General features: G+C 53.2%; 23 protein-coding genes. 8 read left to right on the top strand and 15 right to left on the bottom strand.

The annotated features are described in order from the left end of the window. From PSE_RS04075 to PSE_RS04065, 3 genes are read left to right on the top strand one after another with little or no spacing between them, the layout of a single operon-like run. On the top strand, positions 1–420 hold the full coding sequence (locus PSE_RS04075) for a 6-carboxytetrahydropterin synthase (protein WP_041767938.1): 420 nt from the start codon (positions 1–3) through the stop codon (positions 418–420). Continuing rightward, positions 413–1522, top strand: a complete 1110-nt coding sequence (locus PSE_RS04070) for a glycosyltransferase family 4 protein (RefSeq protein ID WP_208998082.1) — start codon at positions 413–415, stop codon at positions 1520–1522. The genes PSE_RS04075 and PSE_RS04070 overlap by 8 nt, the downstream gene beginning before the upstream one ends. Next, on the top strand, positions 1519–2340 hold the full coding sequence (locus tag PSE_RS04065) for a glycosyl transferase family 1 (protein WP_014283694.1): 822 nt from the start codon (positions 1519–1521) through the stop codon (positions 2338–2340). The genes PSE_RS04070 and PSE_RS04065 overlap by 4 nt, the downstream gene beginning before the upstream one ends. A gap of 32 nt (positions 2341–2372) precedes the next feature. Here the strand turns inward: PSE_RS04065 and PSE_RS04060 are convergent, their stop codons facing one another. Together PSE_RS04060 and PSE_RS04055 are read right to left on the bottom strand one after the other, a co-directional pair. After that, a complete protein-coding gene (locus PSE_RS04060; RefSeq protein ID WP_014283693.1) occupies positions 2373–2942 on the bottom strand; it encodes an NUDIX domain-containing protein in 570 nt (189 codons plus the stop codon). An 84-nt stretch (positions 2943–3026) separates the two neighbouring features. Continuing rightward, on the bottom strand, positions 3027–3854 hold the full coding sequence (locus PSE_RS04055; protein WP_014283692.1) for a RibD family protein: 828 nt from the start codon (positions 3852–3854) through the stop codon (positions 3027–3029). A gap of 137 nt (positions 3855–3991) precedes the next feature. On the opposite strand from PSE_RS04055, the gene PSE_RS04050 reads away from it, so the two are divergent. Continuing rightward, complete coding sequence (locus tag PSE_RS04050; protein ID WP_014283691.1) at positions 3992–4549, top strand: cytochrome b; 558 nt, start codon at positions 3992–3994, stop codon at positions 4547–4549. Here PSE_RS04050 and PSE_RS04045 read toward each other — a convergent pair. Continuing rightward, positions 4539–5318: a cobalt-precorrin-6A reductase gene (locus PSE_RS04045; RefSeq protein ID WP_014283690.1), complete on the bottom strand. Its 780-nt coding sequence runs from the start codon at positions 5316–5318 to the stop codon at positions 4539–4541. The genes PSE_RS04050 and PSE_RS04045 overlap by 11 nt on opposite strands. Further along, positions 5315–6433, bottom strand: coding sequence for a cobalt-precorrin-5B (C(1))-methyltransferase (locus PSE_RS04040; RefSeq protein WP_014283689.1), 1119 nt, complete (start codon positions 6431–6433; stop codon positions 5315–5317). The genes PSE_RS04045 and PSE_RS04040 overlap by 4 nt, the downstream gene beginning before the upstream one ends. Positions 6434–6540: 107 nt before the next feature. On the opposite strand from PSE_RS04040, the gene cobA reads away from it, so the two are divergent. After that, on the top strand, positions 6541–7371 hold the full coding sequence (gene cobA, locus PSE_RS04035) for a uroporphyrinogen-III C-methyltransferase (protein WP_083841545.1): 831 nt from the start codon (positions 6541–6543) through the stop codon (positions 7369–7371). Then, positions 7368–8726: a cobyrinate a,c-diamide synthase gene (locus tag PSE_RS04030; protein WP_014283686.1), complete on the top strand. Its 1359-nt coding sequence runs from the start codon at positions 7368–7370 to the stop codon at positions 8724–8726. Before cobA ends, PSE_RS04030 begins: the two co-directional genes overlap by 4 nt. A gap of 9 nt (positions 8727–8735) precedes the next feature. On the opposite strand, the gene cobM is transcribed toward PSE_RS04030, so the two are convergent. Genes cobM through PSE_RS03995 form a run of 7 tightly spaced genes read right to left on the bottom strand, consistent with a single transcriptional unit; the run spans position 8736 to position 15347 of the window. Then, positions 8736–9515: a precorrin-4 C(11)-methyltransferase gene (gene cobM / locus PSE_RS04025; RefSeq protein WP_014283685.1), complete on the bottom strand. Its 780-nt coding sequence runs from the start codon at positions 9513–9515 to the stop codon at positions 8736–8738. Then, positions 9512–11365, bottom strand: a complete 1854-nt coding sequence (gene cobJ, locus PSE_RS04020; protein WP_014283684.1) for a precorrin-3B C(17)-methyltransferase — start codon at positions 11363–11365, stop codon at positions 9512–9514. The genes cobM and cobJ overlap by 4 nt, the downstream gene beginning before the upstream one ends. Beyond that, a complete protein-coding gene (gene cobI / locus PSE_RS04015; protein WP_014283683.1) occupies positions 11338–12078 on the bottom strand; it encodes a precorrin-2 C(20)-methyltransferase in 741 nt (246 codons plus the stop codon). Before cobI ends, cobJ begins: the two co-directional genes overlap by 28 nt. Next, positions 12057–13283: a bifunctional cobalt-precorrin-7 (C(5))-methyltransferase/cobalt-precorrin-6B (C(15))-methyltransferase gene (locus PSE_RS04010; RefSeq protein WP_014283682.1), complete on the bottom strand. Its 1227-nt coding sequence runs from the start codon at positions 13281–13283 to the stop codon at positions 12057–12059. Before PSE_RS04010 ends, cobI begins: the two co-directional genes overlap by 22 nt. Continuing rightward, entirely contained in the window at positions 13280–13966 is a 687-nt protein-coding gene (locus tag PSE_RS04005; RefSeq protein ID WP_014283681.1) for a precorrin-8X methylmutase, read from the bottom strand. The genes PSE_RS04010 and PSE_RS04005 overlap by 4 nt, the downstream gene beginning before the upstream one ends. A gap of 2 nt (positions 13967–13968) precedes the next feature. Beyond that, entirely contained in the window at positions 13969–15084 is a 1116-nt protein-coding gene (locus PSE_RS04000; RefSeq protein ID WP_014283680.1) for a sirohydrochlorin chelatase, read from the bottom strand. Continuing rightward, entirely contained in the window at positions 15084–15347 is a 264-nt protein-coding gene (locus PSE_RS03995) for a DUF6732 family protein (RefSeq protein ID WP_014283679.1), read from the bottom strand. Before PSE_RS03995 ends, PSE_RS04000 begins: the two co-directional genes overlap by 1 nt. Positions 15348–15781: 434 nt before the next feature. On the opposite strand from PSE_RS03995, the gene PSE_RS03990 reads away from it, so the two are divergent. Beyond that, the gene (locus PSE_RS03990; protein WP_014283678.1) at positions 15782–16315 is read left to right on the top strand and encodes a glycine cleavage system protein R; all 534 of its coding nucleotides are present in this window, start codon (positions 15782–15784) and stop codon (positions 16313–16315) included. Positions 16316–16434: 119 nt separating this feature from the next. Continuing rightward, positions 16435–17760, top strand: coding sequence for a guanine deaminase (guaD, locus tag PSE_RS03985; protein WP_014283677.1), 1326 nt, complete (start codon positions 16435–16437; stop codon positions 17758–17760). A 25-nt stretch (positions 17761–17785) separates the two neighbouring features. On the opposite strand, the gene PSE_RS03980 is transcribed toward guaD, so the two are convergent. The 4 genes from PSE_RS03980 to PSE_RS03965 form a co-directional block, all read right to left on the bottom strand. Further along, positions 17786–19210 carry an MFS transporter gene (locus PSE_RS03980; RefSeq protein ID WP_208998081.1) on the bottom strand — a complete coding sequence of 475 codons (1425 nt, stop codon included), beginning with the start codon at positions 19208–19210 and terminating at the stop codon, positions 17786–17788. Positions 19211–19389: 179 nt separating this feature from the next. Beyond that, entirely contained in the window at positions 19390–21138 is a 1749-nt protein-coding gene (gene ggt, locus PSE_RS03975; RefSeq protein ID WP_014283675.1) for a gamma-glutamyltransferase, read from the bottom strand. A gap of 35 nt (positions 21139–21173) precedes the next feature. Further along, positions 21174–21893 (bottom strand): aspartate/glutamate racemase family protein, encoded by a 720-nt coding sequence (locus PSE_RS03970; protein WP_041767934.1) that lies wholly within the window; start codon positions 21891–21893, stop codon positions 21174–21176. 100 nt (positions 21894–21993) lie between these two features. Then, entirely contained in the window at positions 21994–22332 is a 339-nt protein-coding gene (locus PSE_RS03965) for a hypothetical protein (protein ID WP_041767932.1), read from the bottom strand. Positions 22333–22422: the final 90 nt, after the last annotated feature.

The following is a 22422-nucleotide window of genomic DNA, read 5'->3' as shown; positions in this document are numbered from 1 at the left end:
ATGTATTCAGTCGAGATCAGCAATCATATTATGATCGCGCATAGCTTGAAGGGCGAAGTTTTTGGTCCCGCCTCTCAGCTCCACGGGCTGACTGCCCATGTGCATGTGGCTATTTTTGCTGAAGAATTAGATGAGAACGGGATCGTAATTGACATTGGTAACGCATTGGATGTGCTTGCCGAGATCCTACACCCTTTCAACTACAAGAATTTGGATGACCTACCCCAGTTCAAGGGGCGCAATACCACCGTCGATTTTCTGTGTAGCTACATTTACCAGCGGGTGTGTGATGTTGCTTATCTGCATAAGCTGGGCCGTGAACCGGGCGAACTGAGCAAAGTGCGCGTAACCATCTCCGAAAATCCAAATGCCCGCGCCTCTTATGAAGCGCCACTAACTGCATCCGAGGCTCATGAGTAACGTGCTTCCATCCATTGAAACAGCGACAACAACACAACAAAAATCCTGCTACTTCGTGTTTCCGGGAGATCTCAACACGCCAACTGGTGGTTATCGCTATGATCGAGAGATCATTCGCGGGCTGCAAAAACACGATTGGAAAGTCTCACTCATCAGTCTTGAGGGGGATTATCCTACTCCATCAAATGGCGATAAGAAGCTGGCGCTGGATGCACTGGATGAGATCGAGGCTTCAGCCCTGATCATCGTGGATGGGCTGGCCTTGGGTGGTTCACCAGAGCTTGCGCGCAAGATTGCTGAGCACTCCACCCTGATCGCGCTGGTGCACCATCCGCTGTTTCTGGAAAGCGGGATTGAGCCTGAACCGGCAAAAACTCTGCGGATTGCAGAGACAGAGGCGCTGACGTTTGCAGAGCACATCATCGTCACCAGCCCTTCAACTCAGAAGACGCTTGTGACTGAGATGGGTATTGCTGCTGAGAAGATCAGCATCGTTTTGCCAGGGATTGATCGCCCTGATATTTCGGCAACCTCTCAAGCAGCAAAAGAGCCCGTTGGAACTGGCAAGTTGCTGTGTGTTGGATCGCTCGTTCCCCGCAAAGGGCAGCTTCATCTCGTTGAGGCGCTGGGACAGCTGAAAGATCTCGACTGGCATCTGGATCTGATTGGAGAAACGAAGTTTGATCCCGAGTACACGAGCCAGGTACGCGCGCAGATCAAGCGATATGGTTTGGCGGACCGTATTCAGGTGCATGGTGGAATCCCGAAAGCTGAGCTGACTGGCTTTTATAAGAGCGCCGATGTCTTTGTGCTTCCAACCTACTACGAAGGGTATGGAATGGCATTTGCGGAGGCGATGAGCTTTGGTCTACCGATTATTGCCAGCGGTGAGGGAGCAGTGGCGTCTACAGTTCCACCAACAGCTGGTTTTCATGTTGGAGCAGGTGATCCGGTGGCTCTAAGCAAAGCAATCGAGGCCCTGCTTACAAACAAGGAGTTGCGTTCCAAACTTTCCGAAGGCTCGTTGGCTGCTGCGGATACATTGCCAGATTGGAACGACAGCGCCAAAGCATTTGCAAGCACATTGGAGGCTCACCTTTGAGTGGATTTTCTTCTGAGTGGCTCTCACTGCGCCGCAAAGCTGACCGGCGCGCACGCAACAAAGACATTATGCAGAAATTCTGCAACTGGTTGGTGGAGCATGCCCCTAAGGACGGGCCCCTCAAGCTAATTGATGTTGCTGCGGGGACTGGTTCTTTTCTGCAGGATCTGGCTGAGCATATCGGGCCGAACAGGGAGCAGATCTGGCTACTGATTGATAACGACCCTGAACTGCTGAAGGTTGCGGAGGATACACCTCCTCCTTTCCCTCAGACCCGCACTCAAACAGACCTCTGTGAGCTGACTGACACCGGCTCTCTGGAAGTTCTTGAGGGCCATCATGGCGTTGTCACCTCAGCCTTCCTCGATCTGGTAAGCGCGCATTGGCTGGATAGTTTCGTGGCGCGTATGCGGCAGTTGAAGCTGCCTTTTCTTGCGGGGCTTTCTTACAATGGAATATTGCTCAGCCAGCCGCACCACCCGACAGACCGGCTCATTCAGCGAGCCTTCAACCAACATCAAGCGACAGACAAAGGATTTGGTTCAGCTCTCGGGCCATTGGGTGGTTTCCATGCGCACGAGCGATTGCTGAAAGCGGGCTACACCTGTTTCACAGGGCGGTCAGACTGGATCTGCACGCCAGAAGAGGATGAGCTTCAACTTGAGTTGATTAAGGGATGGGCTGAGGCTGCGCGGGAGATCGGCGTTTCCGACAATATCGTCGATGATTGGCTGGACTATCGCCTGACTGCTATCGGAAAAGGCAAATCGCAGCTGCAAGTTGGGCACGTTGACATTGTAGGCCTTCCACCGCTCTAATGGCATAGAAGCGGTGGTCATGTTGATGAGCTTTAGACCCCGATGCCTTTGAGAAGCAGTGCTTGTGTCAGCATGAAGAGGCGTGGGCAGCGGATTTCCTGATTATCGTAGAGACTGCGCAGTTCTTTAAAGGACAGTTCAACAACCTCAATATCTTCGTCATCATCCAGATTTCTGCTTTCAACGTTGAAATCACCAGAGGTGTACTCCGCCAGGAAGAAATGCGCCCGCTCTGCCAAGCGTGCCGGATTGATGAAGACATTTGCGATTTTTTGCAGGTTTGTCAGCTGACAACCCAACTCTTCCTGTGCTTCCCGCTTGCAGGCTTCTTCAATGGAGAGATCGCTGATCTCAATCCCGCCGGCACAGGCCTCCAGAATAATCTCTTCTTCCATGATGTAAGGTGCCACACGCAGCTGTTTGACCAGCAGCACCGTCTTCGCAGTAGGATCATACGCAAGCACTGCGATGGAATCGCCATAAACCCAAACCGGATCAGTCGTGATGTGTTCCCGGCCATCTTCATGGATAACGCGGACCTCAACTTCTTCAATCTGCCCTTTAACTTCGAGAAGAGAGGTGCGTCTGATGAGCTCTGGCATGCGTGCGTCCTTATTCGGAGATTCACGCAAGTTTATAAGTGCACTTTCTAGCGAAAGGAAATGCTTTTCCGCCTAAAGCAGGTGTTAGTTGTTTAGGCTCAGATCAGCAAGCATATCGACGCCTAGTAGGTGCCATGTCACGTCTGGCCGGATCGCTTGTGCCAGATAGTCGATGGCTGGGAGTTGTAGACCTCGGGGGCCAGATCCAATGATCAATGGAGCGATCATGAGATGCAGGCGATCAATCATTTTCAGCTCGATGAAACGAGAGAGTGTCCACGCTCCACCTTCTACCAGAATGCAGCGGAACTCACGCAAGGCGTGGCGGATTTCAGCGCATGACAGGCGGCCTTTTGCATCTGGTTGAAGCTGGAAACATTCAACACCTTCCGGATAACGGGCATGAGCATCCGTTCGTGTGATCACGATACGGCGGGTACTGTTATCCTGAAGCAAAGTGCTGTCTCTTGGCATTCGACCATAGGGGTCGATGACAATTCGGGCAGGATGACGTCCGCTAACATGCCTGACGGTGAGCTGAGGGTTGTCTGCTACAGCAGTGCCGACACCAACAACCACTGCGTCGCATAGGGCACGTAATCTATGAAGGTGGATCAGAGCCTCTGAGCAACTCACATAATTGGAGTCGCCCGTTACAGTAGCAATCCGGCCATCAACAGACTGACCTAACTGACCGATAACAAACTGTTTTTGTGCTTGGCACAAAGGTGCAAACACGCTGCCGTAACCTTGCAGATCTGGTGCACGCCTTTCAACGGAAGCGGCTAAAACCTCCTGCCAATCTTCGGGAGACAAGATACCCGGCGACTGAGCTTGTGGCTTTTCGCAGGTCAGCTGAGAGCCGTCCGCTTGTTCTTGCAGATGTGTTGGCGTTGTATGGCCCCTGTCCATCAAGCCCCCTTGTTTTACCGAGTTCACAGCCCACCTCACCTAAGGTTAGCCTAGTGGTAACGAACCTTGATTAATCTGTCGATCAGGAGATTGCAGGGGCTCTTGAGGAACCTCTGGGATTATCAGGAGAACAGAACATGGCCCATCAAGTTGCCGGATATTCTGCCATGGCGAAGACCTATCATTGGATCGTCGCCATTCTGGTTTTCATCATGGTTCCGATGGGTCTGGTTATGACCGATCTTGGGCCGGGCGCTCTTCAGAACACGCTTTACTTCTACCACAAGAGCATCGGTATACTGTTGTTTTTGCTAGTAGTTCTGCGTCTGTTGCAGCACTGGATTACACCAGCACCTCCACCGCCTGCCTCCCTTTCACCGGCACTGCGGATCGTTTCACGGTCGGTGCATGGGTTGCTTTATCTGGTGTTGATCGTCAATCCCATTCTCGGATGGATTGGGCTTTCACTTTACGGCGCGCCCATTCCATTCTTCGGCTTGTTTGATCTGCCCAGCTTAGTGCCGCAGGATCGTCCGAATGCAGAGGGTATTCTGGACTTTCATGCTACCGTTGGCGTTGTTTTTGCTTGGCTTATCGTCTTGCATGTGCTTGGCGCATTTTATCACTGGCTGATAGCAAAAGACGGCATCATTGAGCGCATGACGACAGCGCCCTATCAGAAGCCTAAGAACTAACTGAGGTTGTCTGCTCTGTGCCAAAACACATTGGCAAAGCATTCAGGACTTCATCAATGGAAGAGCACTTCACGCCACCATTATGCTCAGGGCGCTTGATCATGGCGACAGGTAAGCCCAGCTCTCGTGCAGCCTTGATTTTGCCATAAGACATTGACCCACCACTATTTTTGCTGATGAGCCAATCGATCTGCAACTCTTGAAACAGCTTAACCTCTGTTTGCCAGTCGCTGTTTGGCAGACCTTCGATGTAGTTTGCGTTTTTTATGGCGTTAGTTTGCGTTGGTATGTTGAGAGTGCGGATAATGAAGGTGAGATCCGGGCGTTTTTTAAGCGGTGCAGCTACTTTTGAACTTGCTGCGAAGAAGACTTTTTTATCTGGGGGCACCAACTTCAGAGCTGCTTCGATAGTCTCAGCAAACTGCCAGTTATCGTCTGTTTCCTGCTTCCACGGCGCACGCTCAAAGCGGATCAATGGTAGAGAGAGGCGCGCAGTTGCTACAGCTGCATTATGAGACATTTGGGCAGCATACGGGTGGGTTGCGTTGATTACCGTTGCTATGTTCTGAGTTTGAAGAAACTCTGCCAAACCTTCCGCACCACCGAAGCCTCCGGTTCTGGTTGGTGCCATCAGATCTGCTGGGCTTCGTGTCACGCCTGCAAGTGAGGCGATGAGTTCATATTTTGAAGTGGTAGCGAGAGCCTCAACCAGTTTCCGCGCATCTTTTGTACCGGCGAGCACGAGGACTTTCGGTTTCTTGAGCATCATGACTGCTCCAGTTGAAGGGGTTCGTTGGCTGGCGCGTGGCCTTGAACCTGACCTTGTCGATCAACCACGATAATCTCAATGCTTACGGGTGCTCCGCGGAGGATGTTCAAAGCAGCTTTTTGTGCGCCTAGGGCTATTGTTTCTCCGATTTGGATCCCCTCTTTTGCTGCTTGTTGGGCAACATATGAGACGAGTTTCGCTTCCCTAGTTTCTTTGAGAAGCGCATCTGAAGCCCCTGCTTGTTGCAGCACATCAGCCAGAGCGGCGAAATCTACAGCAGAGCGGGCTGAGTGAAGATCCATGGCGCCTTGGGTAAGTTTTGTCAGCTTTGCTATGCCGCCGGAAATCGTCAGTTTGGAGACTGGATGCGCGCGCAGGTACTTCAAGAGGCCACCAGCGAAATCTCCCATGTCGAGGTAAGCCTGCTCCGGCAGATCTGGGTAGTAAGCACGCAGAACATCTTCAGATGTGGCACCCGTTGCAGCTGCCACATGGGTGAGGCCGGTGGCGCGAGCAACATCAACTCCGCGATGGATTGAGGCGATCCAGGCTGCGCAGGAGAAGGGGCGGACGATGCCTGTCGTTCCAAGAACCGAGAGGCCGCCGACAATGCCGAGCCGTGGGTTCATGGTTTTTTGGGCAAGTTCCTCACCATTTTGGATCGCAATCTCAACATCCACAGCTAATGAAATTCCATGAGCATCTGCAAGTTTTTGTAGTTCACTGGTGATCATCTGGCGTGGGACAGGATTGATCGCAGGTTCACCAACCGGGATTGGCAGCCCCGGCTTTGTGACTGTGCCTACGCCCGCACCGGCAAGGAAACGGATTCCGTTGGCTTGGGCGTTGGGCCTTACAGTGGCCTGAATGCAAGCTCCGTGTGTGACATCCGGGTCGTCTCCAGCGTCTTTGATGATGGCTGCTATCGCTGCGTTTTCTTCCAGCTTTTCGAAAGCCAGAGCGAAGGCAGGTTGCTCTCCGCGAGGCAGTGTGATGGTAACCGGATCAGGGAACTCACCCGACAACAAAGCGGCATAGGCTGCCTTGGCTGCGGCTGTTGCGCAGGCGCCTGTGGTCCACCCTGTTCTCAGTTTTTTCTGCCCAGTTTCAGCCATGTGGCGACTATACAGATTTAGCGGAAGATACCAAGCAGAAGGCTTTGGACTTCCAATTGGTTTCCAATTAAATTGCTACGCAAAATCACATAATATGCGAGAGCCGCTTGATCGATATCTCCCTCCCCCAGTTTGAATTTCCAGTTCTTGATTCCGGATGGGTTTGGCTTGCGGGTGCCGGGCCCGGTGATCCCGGCCTTCTCAGCCTGCATGCATTGAATGGCCTGCAACAAGCTGACGTGATTGTTTATGACGCGCTGGTGGATGAGCGTATTCTTCAATTGGCCGGGAATGGGACTGAAATCATTTATGCGGGCAAGCGCGGCGGGAAACCCTCACCCAAGCAGTCCAGCATCTCGATCAAACTGGTGGAACTGGCAAAAGCTGGCAGGCGCGTGTTGCGTCTTAAAGGCGGCGATCCGTTTGTGTTTGGTCGCGGTGGTGAAGAGGCGCTTGCGCTGGTAGAAGCCGGAGTTCCTTTCCGTATCATACCCGGCATTACGGCGGGTGTTGGTGGGCTAGCCTATGCTGGTATTCCAGCGACCCACCGTGGGGTTAATCAAGCAGTTACGTTCCTCACAGGTCATGATCAGAATGGGGTTGCGCCAGACCAACTGGACTGGGATGCTCTTGCCAAAGGATCACCTGTGATCGTGATGTACATGGCGATGAAGCATATTTCGCTGATTACAGAGAAACTGATGAATGGCGGACGAAGCGCTGCCGAGCCTGTTGCAGTGATTTGCAACGCCACGCAACAGCATCAACAGGTTCTGGAAACTACGCTTGGTTCCTGTGCTGATGACATTGCGAAGAGCGGATTGAAGCCACCTGCTATTGTCGTTGTGGGTGATGTCGTAAATTTGCGAGAGCAACTGAACTGGATTGAGCCAGCTTTGGCTCGCACCTCTCAAAAGGAAGAGGAACCTGCCCTATGACCATCGCGAAGGGTTTCGTCATTGCAGCGCCATCCTCAGGGTCTGGCAAAACAACCATTACTCTGGCGTTGCTGCGTGCTCTTCGTGATACCGGGGTTCGGATCTCCTCCGGCAAATCCGGGCCAGATTATATTGATCCGGCTTTCCATAGTGCCGCTTCCGGGCGTCCATGCCTGAACTACGATGCCTGGGCCATGTCACTGGCTCAACTTTCCCTCAACGCGACAGAGCAGGAAAAGCACAGCGACATTGTCGTGATTGAAGGGGCAATGGGCTTGTTTGACGGAGCAGCGGATGGATCCGGCTCCGTTGCTGAACTTGCTGTGCATCTGGGGCTGCCTGTTATTCTCGTGGTGGACTGCAAGTCTCAGGCGCAATCAGTCGCTGCGCTGGTTCATGGCTTCCTAACTTATCATCCGCACTGCCACATCGCCGGCGTTATTCTCAATCGTGTTGGTTCTGAGCGGCATGAGCGGATATTGCGGCATGCGCTGGAGCAGTTGAATGTGATCGTGCTGGGAGCTTTTTATCGCTCTGAAAAGCTGGCTTTGCCAGAGCGGCATCTGGGTCTTGTGCAGGCGAGTGAGCGTGAGGATCTGGAAGAGTTTTTGAATGCGGCAGGTGAGGTCGCGGCTGAAAGTGTCGACGTGCCAGCACTGATGCGATTGACGAAGGTGCTTGCTATTCCAGCAAGAGAGAACAAAGAACTCACCGGCATCTCGCATTTACCACCACTTGGACAACATATTGCGATTGCTAAGGATATTGCTTTTGCATTCAGCTATGAGCACCTGCTGAGTGACTGGCAAAAACAAGGGGTGACGCTCTCCTTCTTCTCTCCTTTGGATGATGAAGGCCCATCCGCTGATGCAGATGCTGTGTTCCTGAGCGGCGGTTACCCTGAGCTACATGCTGAAAAGCTCTCTCATTCCAACGGCTTCAAGAGCGGCATGAAAACGGCAGCCGATGCAGGCAAGCTGATTTACGGTGAGTGCGGCGGGTACATGGTGCTGGGCGACGCTTTGACGGACAAAAGTGGCCAGTCCCACGAGATGCTTGGTCTTCTGCCGATCGAAACCAGCTTTGCAAATCGAAAATTGCACCTTGGTTATCGCAAGCTCAAAGCAACTGAAGCTGCTGGTGCGTCTGGCTTCCCCTGGCTCAAGCCTTTGGGTGCTCATGAGTTTCATTACTCAACATTGACCGTTAAGTCAGAAGCCCCGTCCCTCTTTGCAGCTCAGGATGCTGAACATCATGAGCTTGATCCTCTGGGCCACATCAATGGCCGCGTGATGGGATCATTTGCTCATGTGGTGGCTGAAAGAAGCGAAGAATGGTGGTCCGCTTCTTTCTGATTGAGCTGATCAGGCTATCGCTTTTGCCTTCTTTTTTGGCCTCAGAACATGCACGTAGTTGGCGTCATAGAGCGCGCTGTCACGAAATTCCTTGCCCGCTTTCAAGGCCGGACCAACGAAGATGAGTGCAGTTCTGGTGATCTTCGCGGCTTTCGCCTTCTCACGGATATCGGCTAGGGTGCCATGAATGAATGCTTCATCCGGCCAACCAACGCGATAAGCGATGATTACCGGGCAGTCCTCACCGTAAAGCGGGGAGAGTTTGCGGTAGATCTCGCCTAAGTTTCTGACTGATAAGTGAATTGCCAGAGTTGCCCCAGAACGCCCGAGAGTTTCCAGGTCCTCACCCTCTGGCATGCCAGAGGATTGCATTGAGGTTCGGGTGATGATGATGCTCTGCGCAATTTCCGGAATCGTCAGCTCCGTTTTCAACGCAGCCGCTGCTGCTGCGAAGGCAGGGACGCCGGGGGTCACATCATACTCAATGTCCAGCTCATCCAAGCGACGCATTTGCTCTGCAGTTGCACCGTAGATTGATGGGTCGCCTGAGTGGACACGCGCGACATCCAGCCCTTTTTCGTGAGCCTTCGCGATCTCGTCGATGATCTCATCCAAGGTCATGGAAGCTGTGTCCATGACGAGCGCATCATCAGGCGCAGCCTCGACAATTGCAGGTGGCACCAGCGAACCGGCATAGAGACAGACTTTGCAGGTTTCGATAAGCCTCAGCGCTCGCACAGTGATCAGCTCAGGATCACCCGGCCCTGCCCCAATAAAATGAACCGTCACGCTGCAGTCTCCGTTTCTTTGGTTGGTGCGTCGATCTTCTTCGCGTAACCACGCGGTGTGTAGACGAAGTGCAAGGACCGCCCATCCCCGCCCAATCGAGTCTGGCTGCATCCCACAATAACGGTGGTTAGCATGTCCACATCATCGACCTTAAGATCCTTCAAGGTAGTCGTGGAGATAGTCTCATCCTCTCGCCCGATGTTTGAGCCAAGAATGACGGGTGTGTTTTCTGGGCGATGTTCGAGCAGTTTTTCTCGTGCCCAAGCCAGCTGCGTGCGGCGGCGTTTGGAGACCGGATTGTAGAACCCAATCACGAAGTCACCAATAGCGGCTCCTTCCAGACGCTGCTGGATTGTTTCCCATGGTGTCAGAAGATCAGACAGAGAGATGGCGCAGAAGTCATGACCGAGTGGCGCTCCAATGCGGTTGCTGAGGGCAATCATAGCGGAAATACCCGGAGCAGACGCAACTTCAACGCGGCGAGCCGCATCGCTGACACCACCGTTTTCCTGCGGGCGGTCCAGCAGTTCAAAGACCAGAGCACCCATGGCATAAACACCAGAGTCCCCAGAGCAAACCAGCGCTACGTTGTGGCCCTGTCCCGCTCTTTCAAGTGCGAAACGGACGCGTTCTTCTTCAGCGCCCAGAGGGAAGGCATGGCGTTGCTTGCCTCTGATGAGTGAGGAAACCAGATCCAGATAGAGGCCATAGCCAACCACTTCATCCGCTTCAGCAAGCCAGCTGGACGCTTCCGGCGTGCGCCATGCTTCCTGCCCCGGACCGATGCCGATCACGTGCAGGCGGCCTCTGGCACGGCCAATCTTTTCGTGATTGATTGGAGCTGACGCTTTGGCAATGGCGATAGTGGCGTTTGCGGTTTTCTGTTTTTCCAACACGAGCGCGCCGGATGCCCCGACTCCAGCCAGGGCAGAGCCCTCACTGACGCCATAGCAACCGACTTCAGCAAAGACCACGTCCGATGGATTTTGCAAGCGCTCCTTATGTTCGTTGAGCTCATCAGCTGTGAACAGGCGGAAAGGCTTGTTGTGGCGAGCGGCGAGTTTGTTCATTGCCACCTCATCGGCCTTCAGGTCGATACTGGCAAAAGCAGCAACTGCGCCGATTGAGATGTTTGCTTGTTGCAAACCCTTCTGGAGAAGATCATCGAGCTCTTCCAGCGAACAGCCTCGTGAGCAGCCAAGCCCCACCACATGTGTTTGCGGGTGGAACACAAGCTTTCCGTGATGCCCATCCTGAGGTTCTTCTGTCGCAACAATCTCCAGATCCGCATCATCCGCGACAGGAAGGGTTGCAGCGTCCAGCCAATCTGCCTGACCGGTGAGCTTCACGGTATCGCCCGCCAGCATGTGGGCCATCACAGACTTTGCATCGGATGGATTGGCAAGCGTCCAGCCCTCTGGGGGATCATCCAGAGCGACGCCAAAGACGTTATCGCCTGCGGTGGTGATGGCAGCGTGACCTTTTAGGATCTCCGCAATCTCGTGAGCAAGAGCATTTGCTCCGCGGTGGCCGCCCAACAGGGGCACAACGCTTGAACCGTCTTCAGATACCGCAATTACCGGCGGTTCATTGCGCTTTTCAGCCAGGACTGGCGCCAGGGCGCGGATGAGAATTCCGGCAGCACAGATGCCAATGATTGGTGTACCTGACTGGAACAAGGACCGCAGATGGTCCATTGGTTCCGAGAAGGACAGATGATAATCGACGTTGGGCTTTGAGCCGCGTCGTGCAAAGCCGTGAATGAGGCTTTCATCCAGAACAGTGGAGAGCTTCTGAGCCGTTTTTAAAGCGACCGGGCTGATCACAACGATTGCGGGTGCAACGTCCATGCCTCTTCTCCCTTATAGACAATTATCATTGAAAAATACGGTGCTGTTTCGTTTGGATAGTCCGCCAGGCGGGACACCACCATTTCCGGCAGGGTCGCGCGTTCGACGTATCCGGCAGCACCAAGTAATCCCAGTTTTTCGAGCAAAGCTTTCACGCGTGGCAGATGGCGTCCGACCTTCATGATGACGAAGGCATCTGACTGCATAATGCGTTGTTCCAGCTGCTCATCTTCCAACGGACCCGGAATGATGGTGAGCACCTCATTGCGAGCTGCGAGCGGTCTTCCCAAAGCAGCAGCGCAGGCATTTACGGATGAAACGCCCGGCACAATTTCGCAGGCAAAGTCTCCCCTCAAACGCTCATAGAGGTACATGAAGGACCCATAGAGGAATGGATCGCCTTCGCACAGGACAACGACATCCTCACCAGCTTGCAGCTTGACCGAGATTATCTCTGCCGCCTGGTCGTAGATTTCCTTGGCAGGAAACCGGTCGACCTTCATAGGCATTTCAATAGGGATCTCAGAGGTTCCCTCTTGGATATACTGCGCTGCTATCTGGCGAGCGAAGCTTGGCACTCCAACGGCTGCGGGATAGGCGATTGTTTTTGCGGAGCAAATGAGCCGGTGAGCTTTCAATGTCAAAAGCTCAGGATCTCCTGGTCCAAGACCAACGCCATAAAGCGTACCAGTCATGACTTCACCAAGCTCCATTGTGTCACCGGCATCAAAGGACGCCAGCCCGTAAGACCACCGATGGGGTCCGCTCTGGAGATTGCAATCCGGCACAGTTCTCCGCCGTGTTTCTTCCAAGCCTCGGCCAACACCTGCTCTCCTTCCAGAGTTACAGCGTTGGCAACCAAGCGACCTCCTGATGGCAGTGCGTCAAAGCATGTTTTGAGTATACCCGTTGACGTCAGGCCACCTCCAACAAAAATCGCATTTGGCTGCGGCAAATTATCAAGTGCCTCAGGGGCTTTGCCCTCAACGAGCTGGAGTTGAGGCGTGCCCAGAGCAGCGGCGTTGCCACGAATGAACACGCGTCGCTTCTCCAACGGTTCAATGGCAACTGCCTTTGTATCTTTTGCAGCTCGTAGCCACTCAATGCCGATGGAACCGCTGCCTGCGCCGATATCCCACAGGAGCTGGCCCGGAATAGGAGCAAGTTTGGCAAGCGTGACTGCGCGTACTTCCTGCTTGGTCATTTTGCCATCATGTCGGAATGCAGAATCCGGCAGGCCTGGCGTGCGTGACAAAACAGGCGTGTTGGGGATCGGCTTGGCTTCAATCGCGACGGTGTTCAGCTCAGCAGCTTCACCGTTGTATTCTTCAGCTTCGCAGGTGCTTACTTTCTCCTGAGGGCCACCGAGATGCTCAAGAACAGTGAGCGAGCTCGCGCCGTAGCCTTCATCTGCGAGAAGGTCAGCGATGTCTCCCGGTGCTGCACCGTTTGATGTGAGCGCGATGATACGTGCTCCCGGATAGAGGAAACCGCGCAGGGTATCCAAAGGCCGTCCATGCAGGCTAAGCGTTTCCACATTTTGCAGAGACCACCCCAAGCGGCTTGCCGCCAACGAGAAGGCTGAGAGATGTGGAATAACCTCAATTTCCTCAGCACTGAACTGGCGATGCAGCGTTGCTCCGATACCGAACCATTGCGGATCTCCGGTAGCAAGGACAATCGTATTCTGACCGCGGTGCGATGCAAGCTCTTCGATGCCCTTTGTCAGAGGAGATGGCCATGCCTTCATCTCACAGGAGATATCCCGTGTAGCTCCATTCAGAAGCTCCAGATGTCTGGCTCCGCCGTAGATCAGAGATGCTGATTGCAGGGCTGATTGGGCTGCGGGGGACAGGCTATCGAAACCATCCTCCCCAATACCAATGATTGTGAGCCAAGGTGCAGTTTGACTGCTCATTTTGATGCCTCCGGGCTCTTTTCTTCGGGCAGGCCAGCAGCCATCGCATTGACGGCAGCTGCTGCAATTGCGGAGCCACCTCTACGCCCCAAAAGGGTGAGAAACGGGATACCAAGCGTGCTTTCTGCCAATGCTTGTTTGGATTCTGCGGCGCCAACAAAACCAACCGGGAAGCCGAAAATAGCTGCCGGTTTGGGAGCGCCTCTTGCTATCATCTCCAGCAGATGGAACAGAGCCGTCGGCGCATTGCCGATGGCAACCACAGCGCCATCCAAATGCGGTTTCCAGAGTTCAACAGCAGCAGCTGATCTTGTCGTACCAAGCTGTTTTGCCAGTTCAGGAACTTCTGCCTCGTTCAGAGTGCAGATGACCTGATTGTTTGCTGGCAGATATTTACGGATCACCCCGTGGGCAACCATCTCCACATCTGTCAGAACAGAAGCGCCATTTCGCAAAGCTTCATTGGCCTTAGCGACAACGTCTTCAGAATAAGCCAGATCCTGCGGGATGTCGGTCATCCCACAGGAGTGGATCAGGCGAATTGCGATAGGCCTCAGGTTGTCTGGCAGGCTTTCAAGTTCAGCCTCCCCCCGTACGATGGAAAAGGACTGCCGATAGATTTCGGCAGGATCCTTAATGTAATCGTAGGGTGCCAGAACCTCATCATTCATGTTCTGGCCCATACTCAGGCATCATCCTTCAGCATGGATTTTGGCCCAAGAGGGTGATCTGCATGCGGATACGGATGATGATGGTGATCATGCCCGTGGTCATCACCATGATGGTGGTGGTGATGGTGTCCATGCCCGTGGCTATGGTCATGAGAGTGGCTGTGCGCATGATCATGGGAGTGCGCGCCTTTGCTGTCGCACTCACCAGTGCACGTCACATCGCATAGCTTGCACTCAGCCTCATCACCCAAGCCTTCCACGTGATGGTGGTGGCTTTCCTGCGGCAGGCCGATCTCTGCCTCAAATCCAAGTACCTGCTCTCTGTACTTACAGAGCTGGCAGTTCATGTTGTTGGAGCCTTCAAGGATCTCTGTGACACGCTCCTGCATTGTGTCGATGACCTTCGGATGGTCGTTGAGATAGCCAGCTTTGATGAACTCGATATCTGGATGGCGCGCGGCAACATCATCGGTGAAGTTGTAGATGCGCTGAACCAATACACCGGTGAACAGGAAGTATGGGAACACGATGATGCGCTTGTAACCAAGCTTTACCGCATGCTCCAAACCGGGCTCAACCAGCGGGAAAGTTACACCGGAGTAGCAGGTTTCCGCCCAACCAAAGCCGAAGCCTTCCCAAAGCATGCGGGTGATTTTGGCGACGTTGGAGTTTGCGTCCGGATCTGAGGCACCGCGGCCAACAACCATCAGCAAGGTTTCTTCCGGCTTTACATCAGGGCCCGCTGCATCAATGGCTTCCTGAATGCGCGCACCTGCAGCCTGTACCATGCGGGTGTCGACAGCGAGCTCGCGACCATACTCGATAGACACTTCAGGATGCTTGGCCTGATAGGTGTTCAGCACGGAAGGAATATCATTCTTCGCGTGCCCTGCAGCAAACAGCATGCCCGGAACAGCCAGAATACGCGTGCAACCCTGCTCTCGCAGATTATCCAGACCTGAATGGATCACTGGGTTCGCGAACTCCAGATAGCCATAGTCCACTGGCAACTCAGGAAATCTTTCACGAATACCTTCTGCGAGGCGGGCAAATTCGGCGACTGCACCTCTGTTTCGACTGCCATGTCCGCAGATCATGACGCCGAGTTTTTCTTCTGTTTTTTTCGTCATTATGCTGGCTCTGCTTCTGCGCTTTCTGGAGTGAGACCGCCATCGGTCTCGGCGGCATCTGGCGTGGTTTCTTCAGCAGATGCGGATCGCTTTTTGGCTTTGGCTGCTAATCCGGCGATGATTGCTGCTCCGGTGACAGCAGCGATACCAATCCAGTGGCTGTGGCCTGCAAGCTCACCCAAATGGCCAGCATGTGCAAAGGCAGCAGACGAGGAAAGACCCGGTACTCCGGCAAGGAGCACAGGCTTCAAATAATAAGACATGTTCTATCTCCAACATGCAGCAGTGCCTTCCATTGCCAAAGGCAACAGGGGGTTCCGCTGTCATTTAAGGAGACGTCGCAAAGACAATAGATGGACCGACGAAATAGAACATCGGCCGCGCACCGTCGGTCCGCAGCTTCACACATTACTTCGTCAGACAGCTTCGATTCTGGTCCCCGATGTGGGTCGACCGCCCCCGAAATCCATTTCAGTCCGTCACGGGACGCCGTCCATAGTTTTACGTGGAGCACGCTAGTTGCCCCCCCTGGAGATAGCAAGCTGATAATTTGCGCAATTGGTCGATACCAGAGGTTTTCTTAGGTGCAAAATTACGGGGAACTTGATCGAAGTGTTTGACTTACACCTGCATCTGGCATTGCTATTATAGACAGGCCCCAGCCTATTAAGAGGGTCGCTTTTGTGGAGAATGCGTTATGAAAAAAGAGCTTGTCCTCACCGTCGTTGCTGATGACCGCCCAGGTCTGGTTGGTGAAATCTCCAAGGTGGTTGCTGATCACAAGGCAAACTGGATCGATAGTTCCCTTTCACGTTTGGGAGGTCAGTTTGCAGGGATTGTTCGCGTGCATGTTGAAAAAGCACAGGCAGCGGATCTCTCAGCAGCTTTGATCAAGCTTGAAACGCTGGGTCTGACCATCGGCATTCACGAGCACAATACGGGTGATGCTCCAGCTGGTGCTCATGCGCTTCTTCATATTCTGGGGCAGGATCAACCCGGCATGATCAGCCGCGTTTCCAGCGTACTGGCGGATTTGCATGTGAGCATTGAAACTCTGGAATCATTGGTGGAACCGGGTTCCATGAGCGGTGATCTGATGTTCCGCGCAAACGCCCGCATTATCATTCCACCGCACCTGTCTCCGACGGAAGTGTCTGAGGCGCTTGAAGGAATTGCGGCTGACCTAATGATTGACGTTGAACTCAATGAAGCAGCAGTAGAAGAGGACTGATCTCTTACTCGCATCACGTTGTTCTCAGATCTCTCCCGGGTAACTACGTATTTCCCCTCGCTCCATGCCGGAAATTACGTTAGTTATGGCTGTTTGGTTCAATTCCCGGGGAAGATCTGATGCAAGAGACTGTACGGACGATTACAGCGCTTCGCGGCCATGTGTTTCAATTTAGCGGCGATCCGTTTTGCGATAATCCGACAGAGGCTCTGACTAACTGGTCTGACGGACTTGTCGTAACTGAAAACGGCAAGATCACCGCTGTGGGCGATGCAGCAGAGCTGCTGAAGACACTGCCGGATGATGCGGTGGTTCATGACCACAGCGGCCAGTTTATTCTGCCGGGTTTCGTGGATTGCCACGTTCACTATCCGCAGACTGAGGTGATCGCCTCTTATGGCGCACAGCTGATTGAGTGGCTGAACACCTATACTTTCCCAGCTGAATCCAAGTTTGGCGACATTGATTATGCGCGGCGTGCTGCAGATGTTTATTTGCAGCAAAGCTTTGCCAATGGCATCACCAGCGCTTCAGTTTACTGCACCATTCACCCTGAATCCGTTGACGCTCTGTTTGAGCAGGCTGCGCGTTACAACATGCGTATTGCCGCCGGTAAGGTGATGATGGACCGCAATGCGCCAGAAAACCTGCGCGATACAGCTCAGACTGGCTACGATCAATCCAAGGCATTGCTGGAGAAGTGGCATGGGCAAGGCCGTGCGCTTTACTCCATCACACCACGATTTGCGCCAACTTCCACGCCAGATCAGATGGAAGCGACCGGGGCACTCTGGAAAGAGCATCCTGAGGTGCTGCTGCAAACCCATACCTCTGAAAACCGTCAGGAGCTGGAATGGGTTGGTGAGCTTTATCCTGAGCATCCGGATTATGTCGGTGTTTATGAGCACTTTGGATTGCTTGGCAAAGGCTGCATTCTTGGGCACGGTATCTACCTGAATGACCGTGAGAAATCGCTCATTCACGAAACAGGCACATCGATCGCTCACTGCCCAACCTCGAACACCTTCATCGGTTCGGGCTTGTTTGATGTGCGTGGCTCGCATTTTACGCATGAACCGATCAGCGTTGGACTGGCAACGGATGTGGGTGGCGGCTCCAGCTTCTCCATGCTGACCACCATGCGGACAGCCTATGAGGTGGCTCAGCTGCAGGGATACTCACTGCATCCGGTACAGGCATATTATCTGGCAACGGTTGGCTCGGCGAAGGCGCTCTATCAGGAGAACCGGATCGGTAACATCAAGGTGGGAATGGAAGCTGACTTTGCGATTATTGATCCGCTTTCAACTCCGCTTATCCGGCATCGGATGGCTTACGCCAACAACGTGATTGAGCAGCTGTTCATTCAGATGATCCTTGGTGATGATCGCGCCATTGCAGCCACTTATATTGATGGCAAGCGCGTATACTCTCAAGCAGCTTAAGTGCTATGCGGGGCTGATTGGATGATCAGTCCCGACTGCCTGCATCGGCGGCTTCAATGCCCTTCCCGAAGTGGAAATAGCACAGCAAATAGCATAGCAGCGTTACAGCTGCTGCGGTGCCGAACACGAACTCGTAACTCTGCGTATACAGGAATATCGAGCTGGAGATGGACATGCCGATTGTTCCGCCCAGCATCTGGGAGGTAATCATCACCCCACTCGCCTGCCCCTTTTTAGTCAGCTCCACAGAGTCCACGGATGACTTCATGGAAGGCAGGAACAACAATGGCATTGCAGCCCCCCATGCAAGAAGCGCAGGCAACAGCAGCCAGTAGTCATCCTGTGCGATGAAGGCGGTTAGCCAGAGCGTGGCACTGGAGAGCACAAAGAGCCCACACATTGCTGGCGTGCGAACACCGAACTTATCAACGCATACGCCGCTTAAGCCTGCTGTAGCGGCATTCATCACGACTGCGGACATCAGCGCGAGGCCTGCGAAAAACGGGGCAAAGCCGAGTTTGTCCTGAAAATACAGTGCTCCGAAAATGAACATCACGATTTTGGAGTATTGCGCCTGAAAGACAACAAAGGCTGCCACAGCGAAGGACGGTTTTCTGAAGAACCGTACTTGTATGAGCGGTGCTTTTCTGCGGAGTTCATTCCAGACAAATATCGTCAGAGCAGTCACGCCGATAATGAAAGACAGCAGGATATCTCTTGAGGACCAGCCCCATTCTGGCGCTTGCATGATGGCTAGGACGAAGAAGAAAAGCCCAACAAGCAGCGTGATGAAGCCCAGCCAGTCAAAGGAGTAGTTTGACATATCCCGATCTGGTCCATGGGCTACCCTACCTTTCAGCGGAGCAAGGGCAATCACCAGACAGACAATCAGGACAAACGGTGGGTTGATCCAGAATATCCAACGCCATGAGAAGTAGCTGGTAAAATACCCACTGACCAACGGCCCTGAAGAGAGGAAAATCGTGGCGATGGACCCAAAGATGCCCAGCGCAAATCCTCGTCGTTCAGGTGGGAAAATACGGGAGATTGCAACGATCGGAAGAGGAAACATGATCGCAGCGCCTATCCCCTGCACCACACGTGCCCCAACCAGAAAGCTTCCGTTTGGCGCAAAGCCGCAGGCCAGTGAGGCCAGACCGAAGATGATCATGCCTGACAGGATCAGATAGTTGATGTTCACCAGATCTGCCAGCTTACCGCCCAGTGCCACCAATGCTGCAAACATCAGCAGATACGAGTTTACCACCCAATGTGCCTGAGTGAGCGTCATGCCAAACTCTTCGGAGATGGTTGGCAGCGCTAAACTGACGACCGTCTCATCCAGCAGAGTTAGGCCGAGGATGAAGCTCATGGCAGCCAAAAGCACCCATCGGTGTGTCACCGAAGGCATACAGTCATCATGAGAGTGGTTTTGTGTTAGCTCCGTCATTAGCCACCGGCACCTCTGGGGGCCGATGCCATTGGGCGCAGCCACTTGCGAGAGCTTCTAGCTACCACGACGGTGAGAAACCGCTTAAGAGCGCACTTTGGTATACACTTAGCAGAGCCCTAAGGCTCGGGCGACAATTGCACAGATCACCCGAGCCTCAAGAATGTCAGTTCCGGGATTTATTCACCCAGAGCAAGGCCTTCGCGGCGTGGATCCACCCCGCCCTGCAGGCCATCAGCTGTAATCACAATTCCGTGCAGACCGGAGTTGAGATCACGAATATTGGTTTTGTAGCCCATCGCATCCAGAGCGGGTTGCAGCTTTTCGGCGGCGGTGCCTTTTTCAAGGTCATACGTGCCAAAGCGGTTGACCAGATGCGGCATGGAAATCGCTTCCTGAATGTTCATGCCCCAGTCCAGATTTGCGACCAGTGTTGTTGCCACATAGCCGATGATGCGGCTACCGCCCGGAGACCCAACAACAACGAACGGCTTGTCATCCTTCATGACGATTGTTGGTGCCATGGAAGAACGTGGACGTTTGCCCGGTTCAACACGGTTTGCAATCGGCACGCCATCACGGTGAGTGTGGAATGAGAAGTCTGTCAGTTCGTTGTTGAGCAGGAAGCCGTTGGTCATCAGGCGCGAGCCAAAGCCGTTCTCAATGGTGGTGGTCATGGAAACAGCGTTGCCGTTCGCATCCACAATGGAGAAGTGGCTGGTGGATGGCAGCTCGATGCTTTCATCATCAGCCAGTAGCATGGCGTGATCCCAGGTTGGGTTGCCCGGTACGACCTGTTCTTTAGACAGCGCTTTATCGCCGCTCAGAAGCTCAGCACGCTCATTCAGGTAAGCTGGTGCCACAAGACCTTTGGTTGGCATTGGCACGTAATCGCTATCTGCCATGTAACGACCACGATCCGCAAACGCGAGACGTGATGCATCACCAATCAGACGCCATGCATTCGGGTCGCCAGAGTTCATGGACGGCAGGTCGTAGCTGTTAAGCTGACCGAGGATTTGGCCAACAGTCAGAGCGCCCGAAGATGGAGGGCCCATACCGCAGACTTCATAAGCCCGATACTCAGCACAAACCGCAGCGCGCTCTTTGATCTTGTAGTTTGCAAGATCTTCAAGAGCGAGCTTACCTGGATTGCCTTTGGCAGACTGAACGGTCTCAACAATCGCTTTTGCAATAGCGCCCGAGTAGAAGCCATCTGCACCATCTTTGGAGATCGCTGTCAGTGTGGCCGCATACTCAGGGTTTTTGAGAAGGTGCCCAACTGGCAGTGGCTTTCCGTCTGGCAGGAAGTAGTTCTTTGTTGTCTCAAAGCGAGAGAGACGCTCCTGATCCTTGGTGATCAAAGCGTTCAAGCGTGGAGAGACTTCAAAGCCGTCTGTTGCCAGCTTGATCGCAGGTGCTACCAAGTCCGCCCACGGCAATGATCCCAGCTTTGCGTGGGTATCATAGAGCAGTTTGACTGTACCTGGTGTTCCGACTGACAGACCACCGACAACAGCATCATAGAACTTGAGCGGTTCGCCGTTTTCGTTCTGGAACAGTTCTGGCGTTGCCGAGGCTGGAGCGGTTTCTCGACCATCAAATGTGGTCAACCTGCCTGTTTCGGCGTCGTAGTAGACGAGAAAAGCGCCGCCACCGATACCGGAGGACTGAGGCTCAACCAATCCCAACATCAGCTGCACAGCAACCATTGCATCAATGGCGTTGCCACCTGCTTTCAGGGCATCAAAACCAGCCTGAGAAGCATGAGGATTTGCGGCGACGACCATAAACTTTTGCGCAGTCACCATTTGCTTGTCGGAGATGCCGCTTGCCATTTCCGGCGCGACGCTGTCTGCTGCCTCCTGCGCCTGAGCAGGTAGAGCCAGCCCTGCTGCCAACACGGCAGAGACCCATAGTTTTTTCATTATTTTCCCTCCTGAAGCGGGCAAATTCCCGCTGATTAGATTAGATCTTCAAATTCACTTTCTTTTTTCAATGCAAAATCCAAAATTCCGCGAACATGTTCTGTGGTGCTATCAATGACCGGAGCGGAAATATCCTCCTGCCCCACCAACAGCCCAAGTTCCGTACAGGCCAGAATGACGCTGTCTGCACCCTGATCCTGCGCCTTCCTTACAATCTGCAAAAGAGTGCGGCGAGAATCCTCATTAATCTGCCCCCGACACAACTCATTATATGCAATGTCATGGACGACGGCTTGCCCTCCATTGTCAGGGACAACTACCGACATTCCATGGAGCTCCTCTAATCGCTTTACATAAAAATCATGTTCCATCAAATAACGTGTTGCAAGCAAAAGTGGTTTTCTGCGTTTTACCTTTTGAATGGCAGTCGCAGTTGTTTCAGCAATATGAATGAATGGGATCGTCAAACCATCCTGGATATAGGAGGCGACTTTGTGCATTGTGTTCGCACAGATCACAATGCAATCAGCACCGGCACCTTCTAGTTTTAGCGCCGCCTGTTTTAGCAAACTACCCGCTTCTTCCCACTCGCCGTGAGCAAGAAGCAATTCGATCTGAGAAAAATCGAAGGACCACAATAACAACTCAGCAGAATGAAGCCCGCCGAGCCGTAAACGTGTTTGCTGATTTATCAGCCTATAATAAGTAGCAGTGCTCTCCCAGCTCATTCCTCCCAATAAGCCAATCGTTTTCATTTATTCCTCGACATAAAATACTCGTCGCAGGAACTATGTTGGCAAATTGTGCCGACTTAGAGAAGGTCGTTTTTTGTGCAGTTGAGCTGGGAGACCTGTTTTAAGGCACTCTGCAGGTGATGTCCTCACCATCTTTTGCTTCACAGCATGCCCACTCGGTGTAGTCACCTGTACATGCTTCACCACCTACAGAACGACGATTGCAGAGTTTGTTCGTCTGGAAGGTATAGCGATCATCGGTATCGATATCAGTGAATCTATGGATGGGTCCGTTTGGAGCTTCCGGTCCGATAGTGACCTGAACTTCGCAAAGCTCGGTATCAGTTGTATCCAGAGTGATGGAGGTTGCGTTCGCTTTTTGACCCAGTGCTAACACTAGGAAAAGAGCCGAAAACACAAAGAGGCCAAACCAGAGGGGGCGCTTGAAACACAGGGACATTATCTTCACCTTTAGTATTTTTCTATTAAAATTGAATAGAAATTACCTATTCAATCCTGAAGTGAAGGTAGCTGTCAGCTGTAAACTTAA

The sequence above is a fragment of the Pseudovibrio sp. FO-BEG1 genome, from assembly GCF_000236645.1.
GTDB lineage: Bacteria > Pseudomonadota > Alphaproteobacteria > Rhizobiales > Stappiaceae > Pseudovibrio.
The sequence above is the reverse complement of the archived record's forward strand: the minus strand, read 5'-3'. Positions and strand labels throughout refer to the sequence as shown.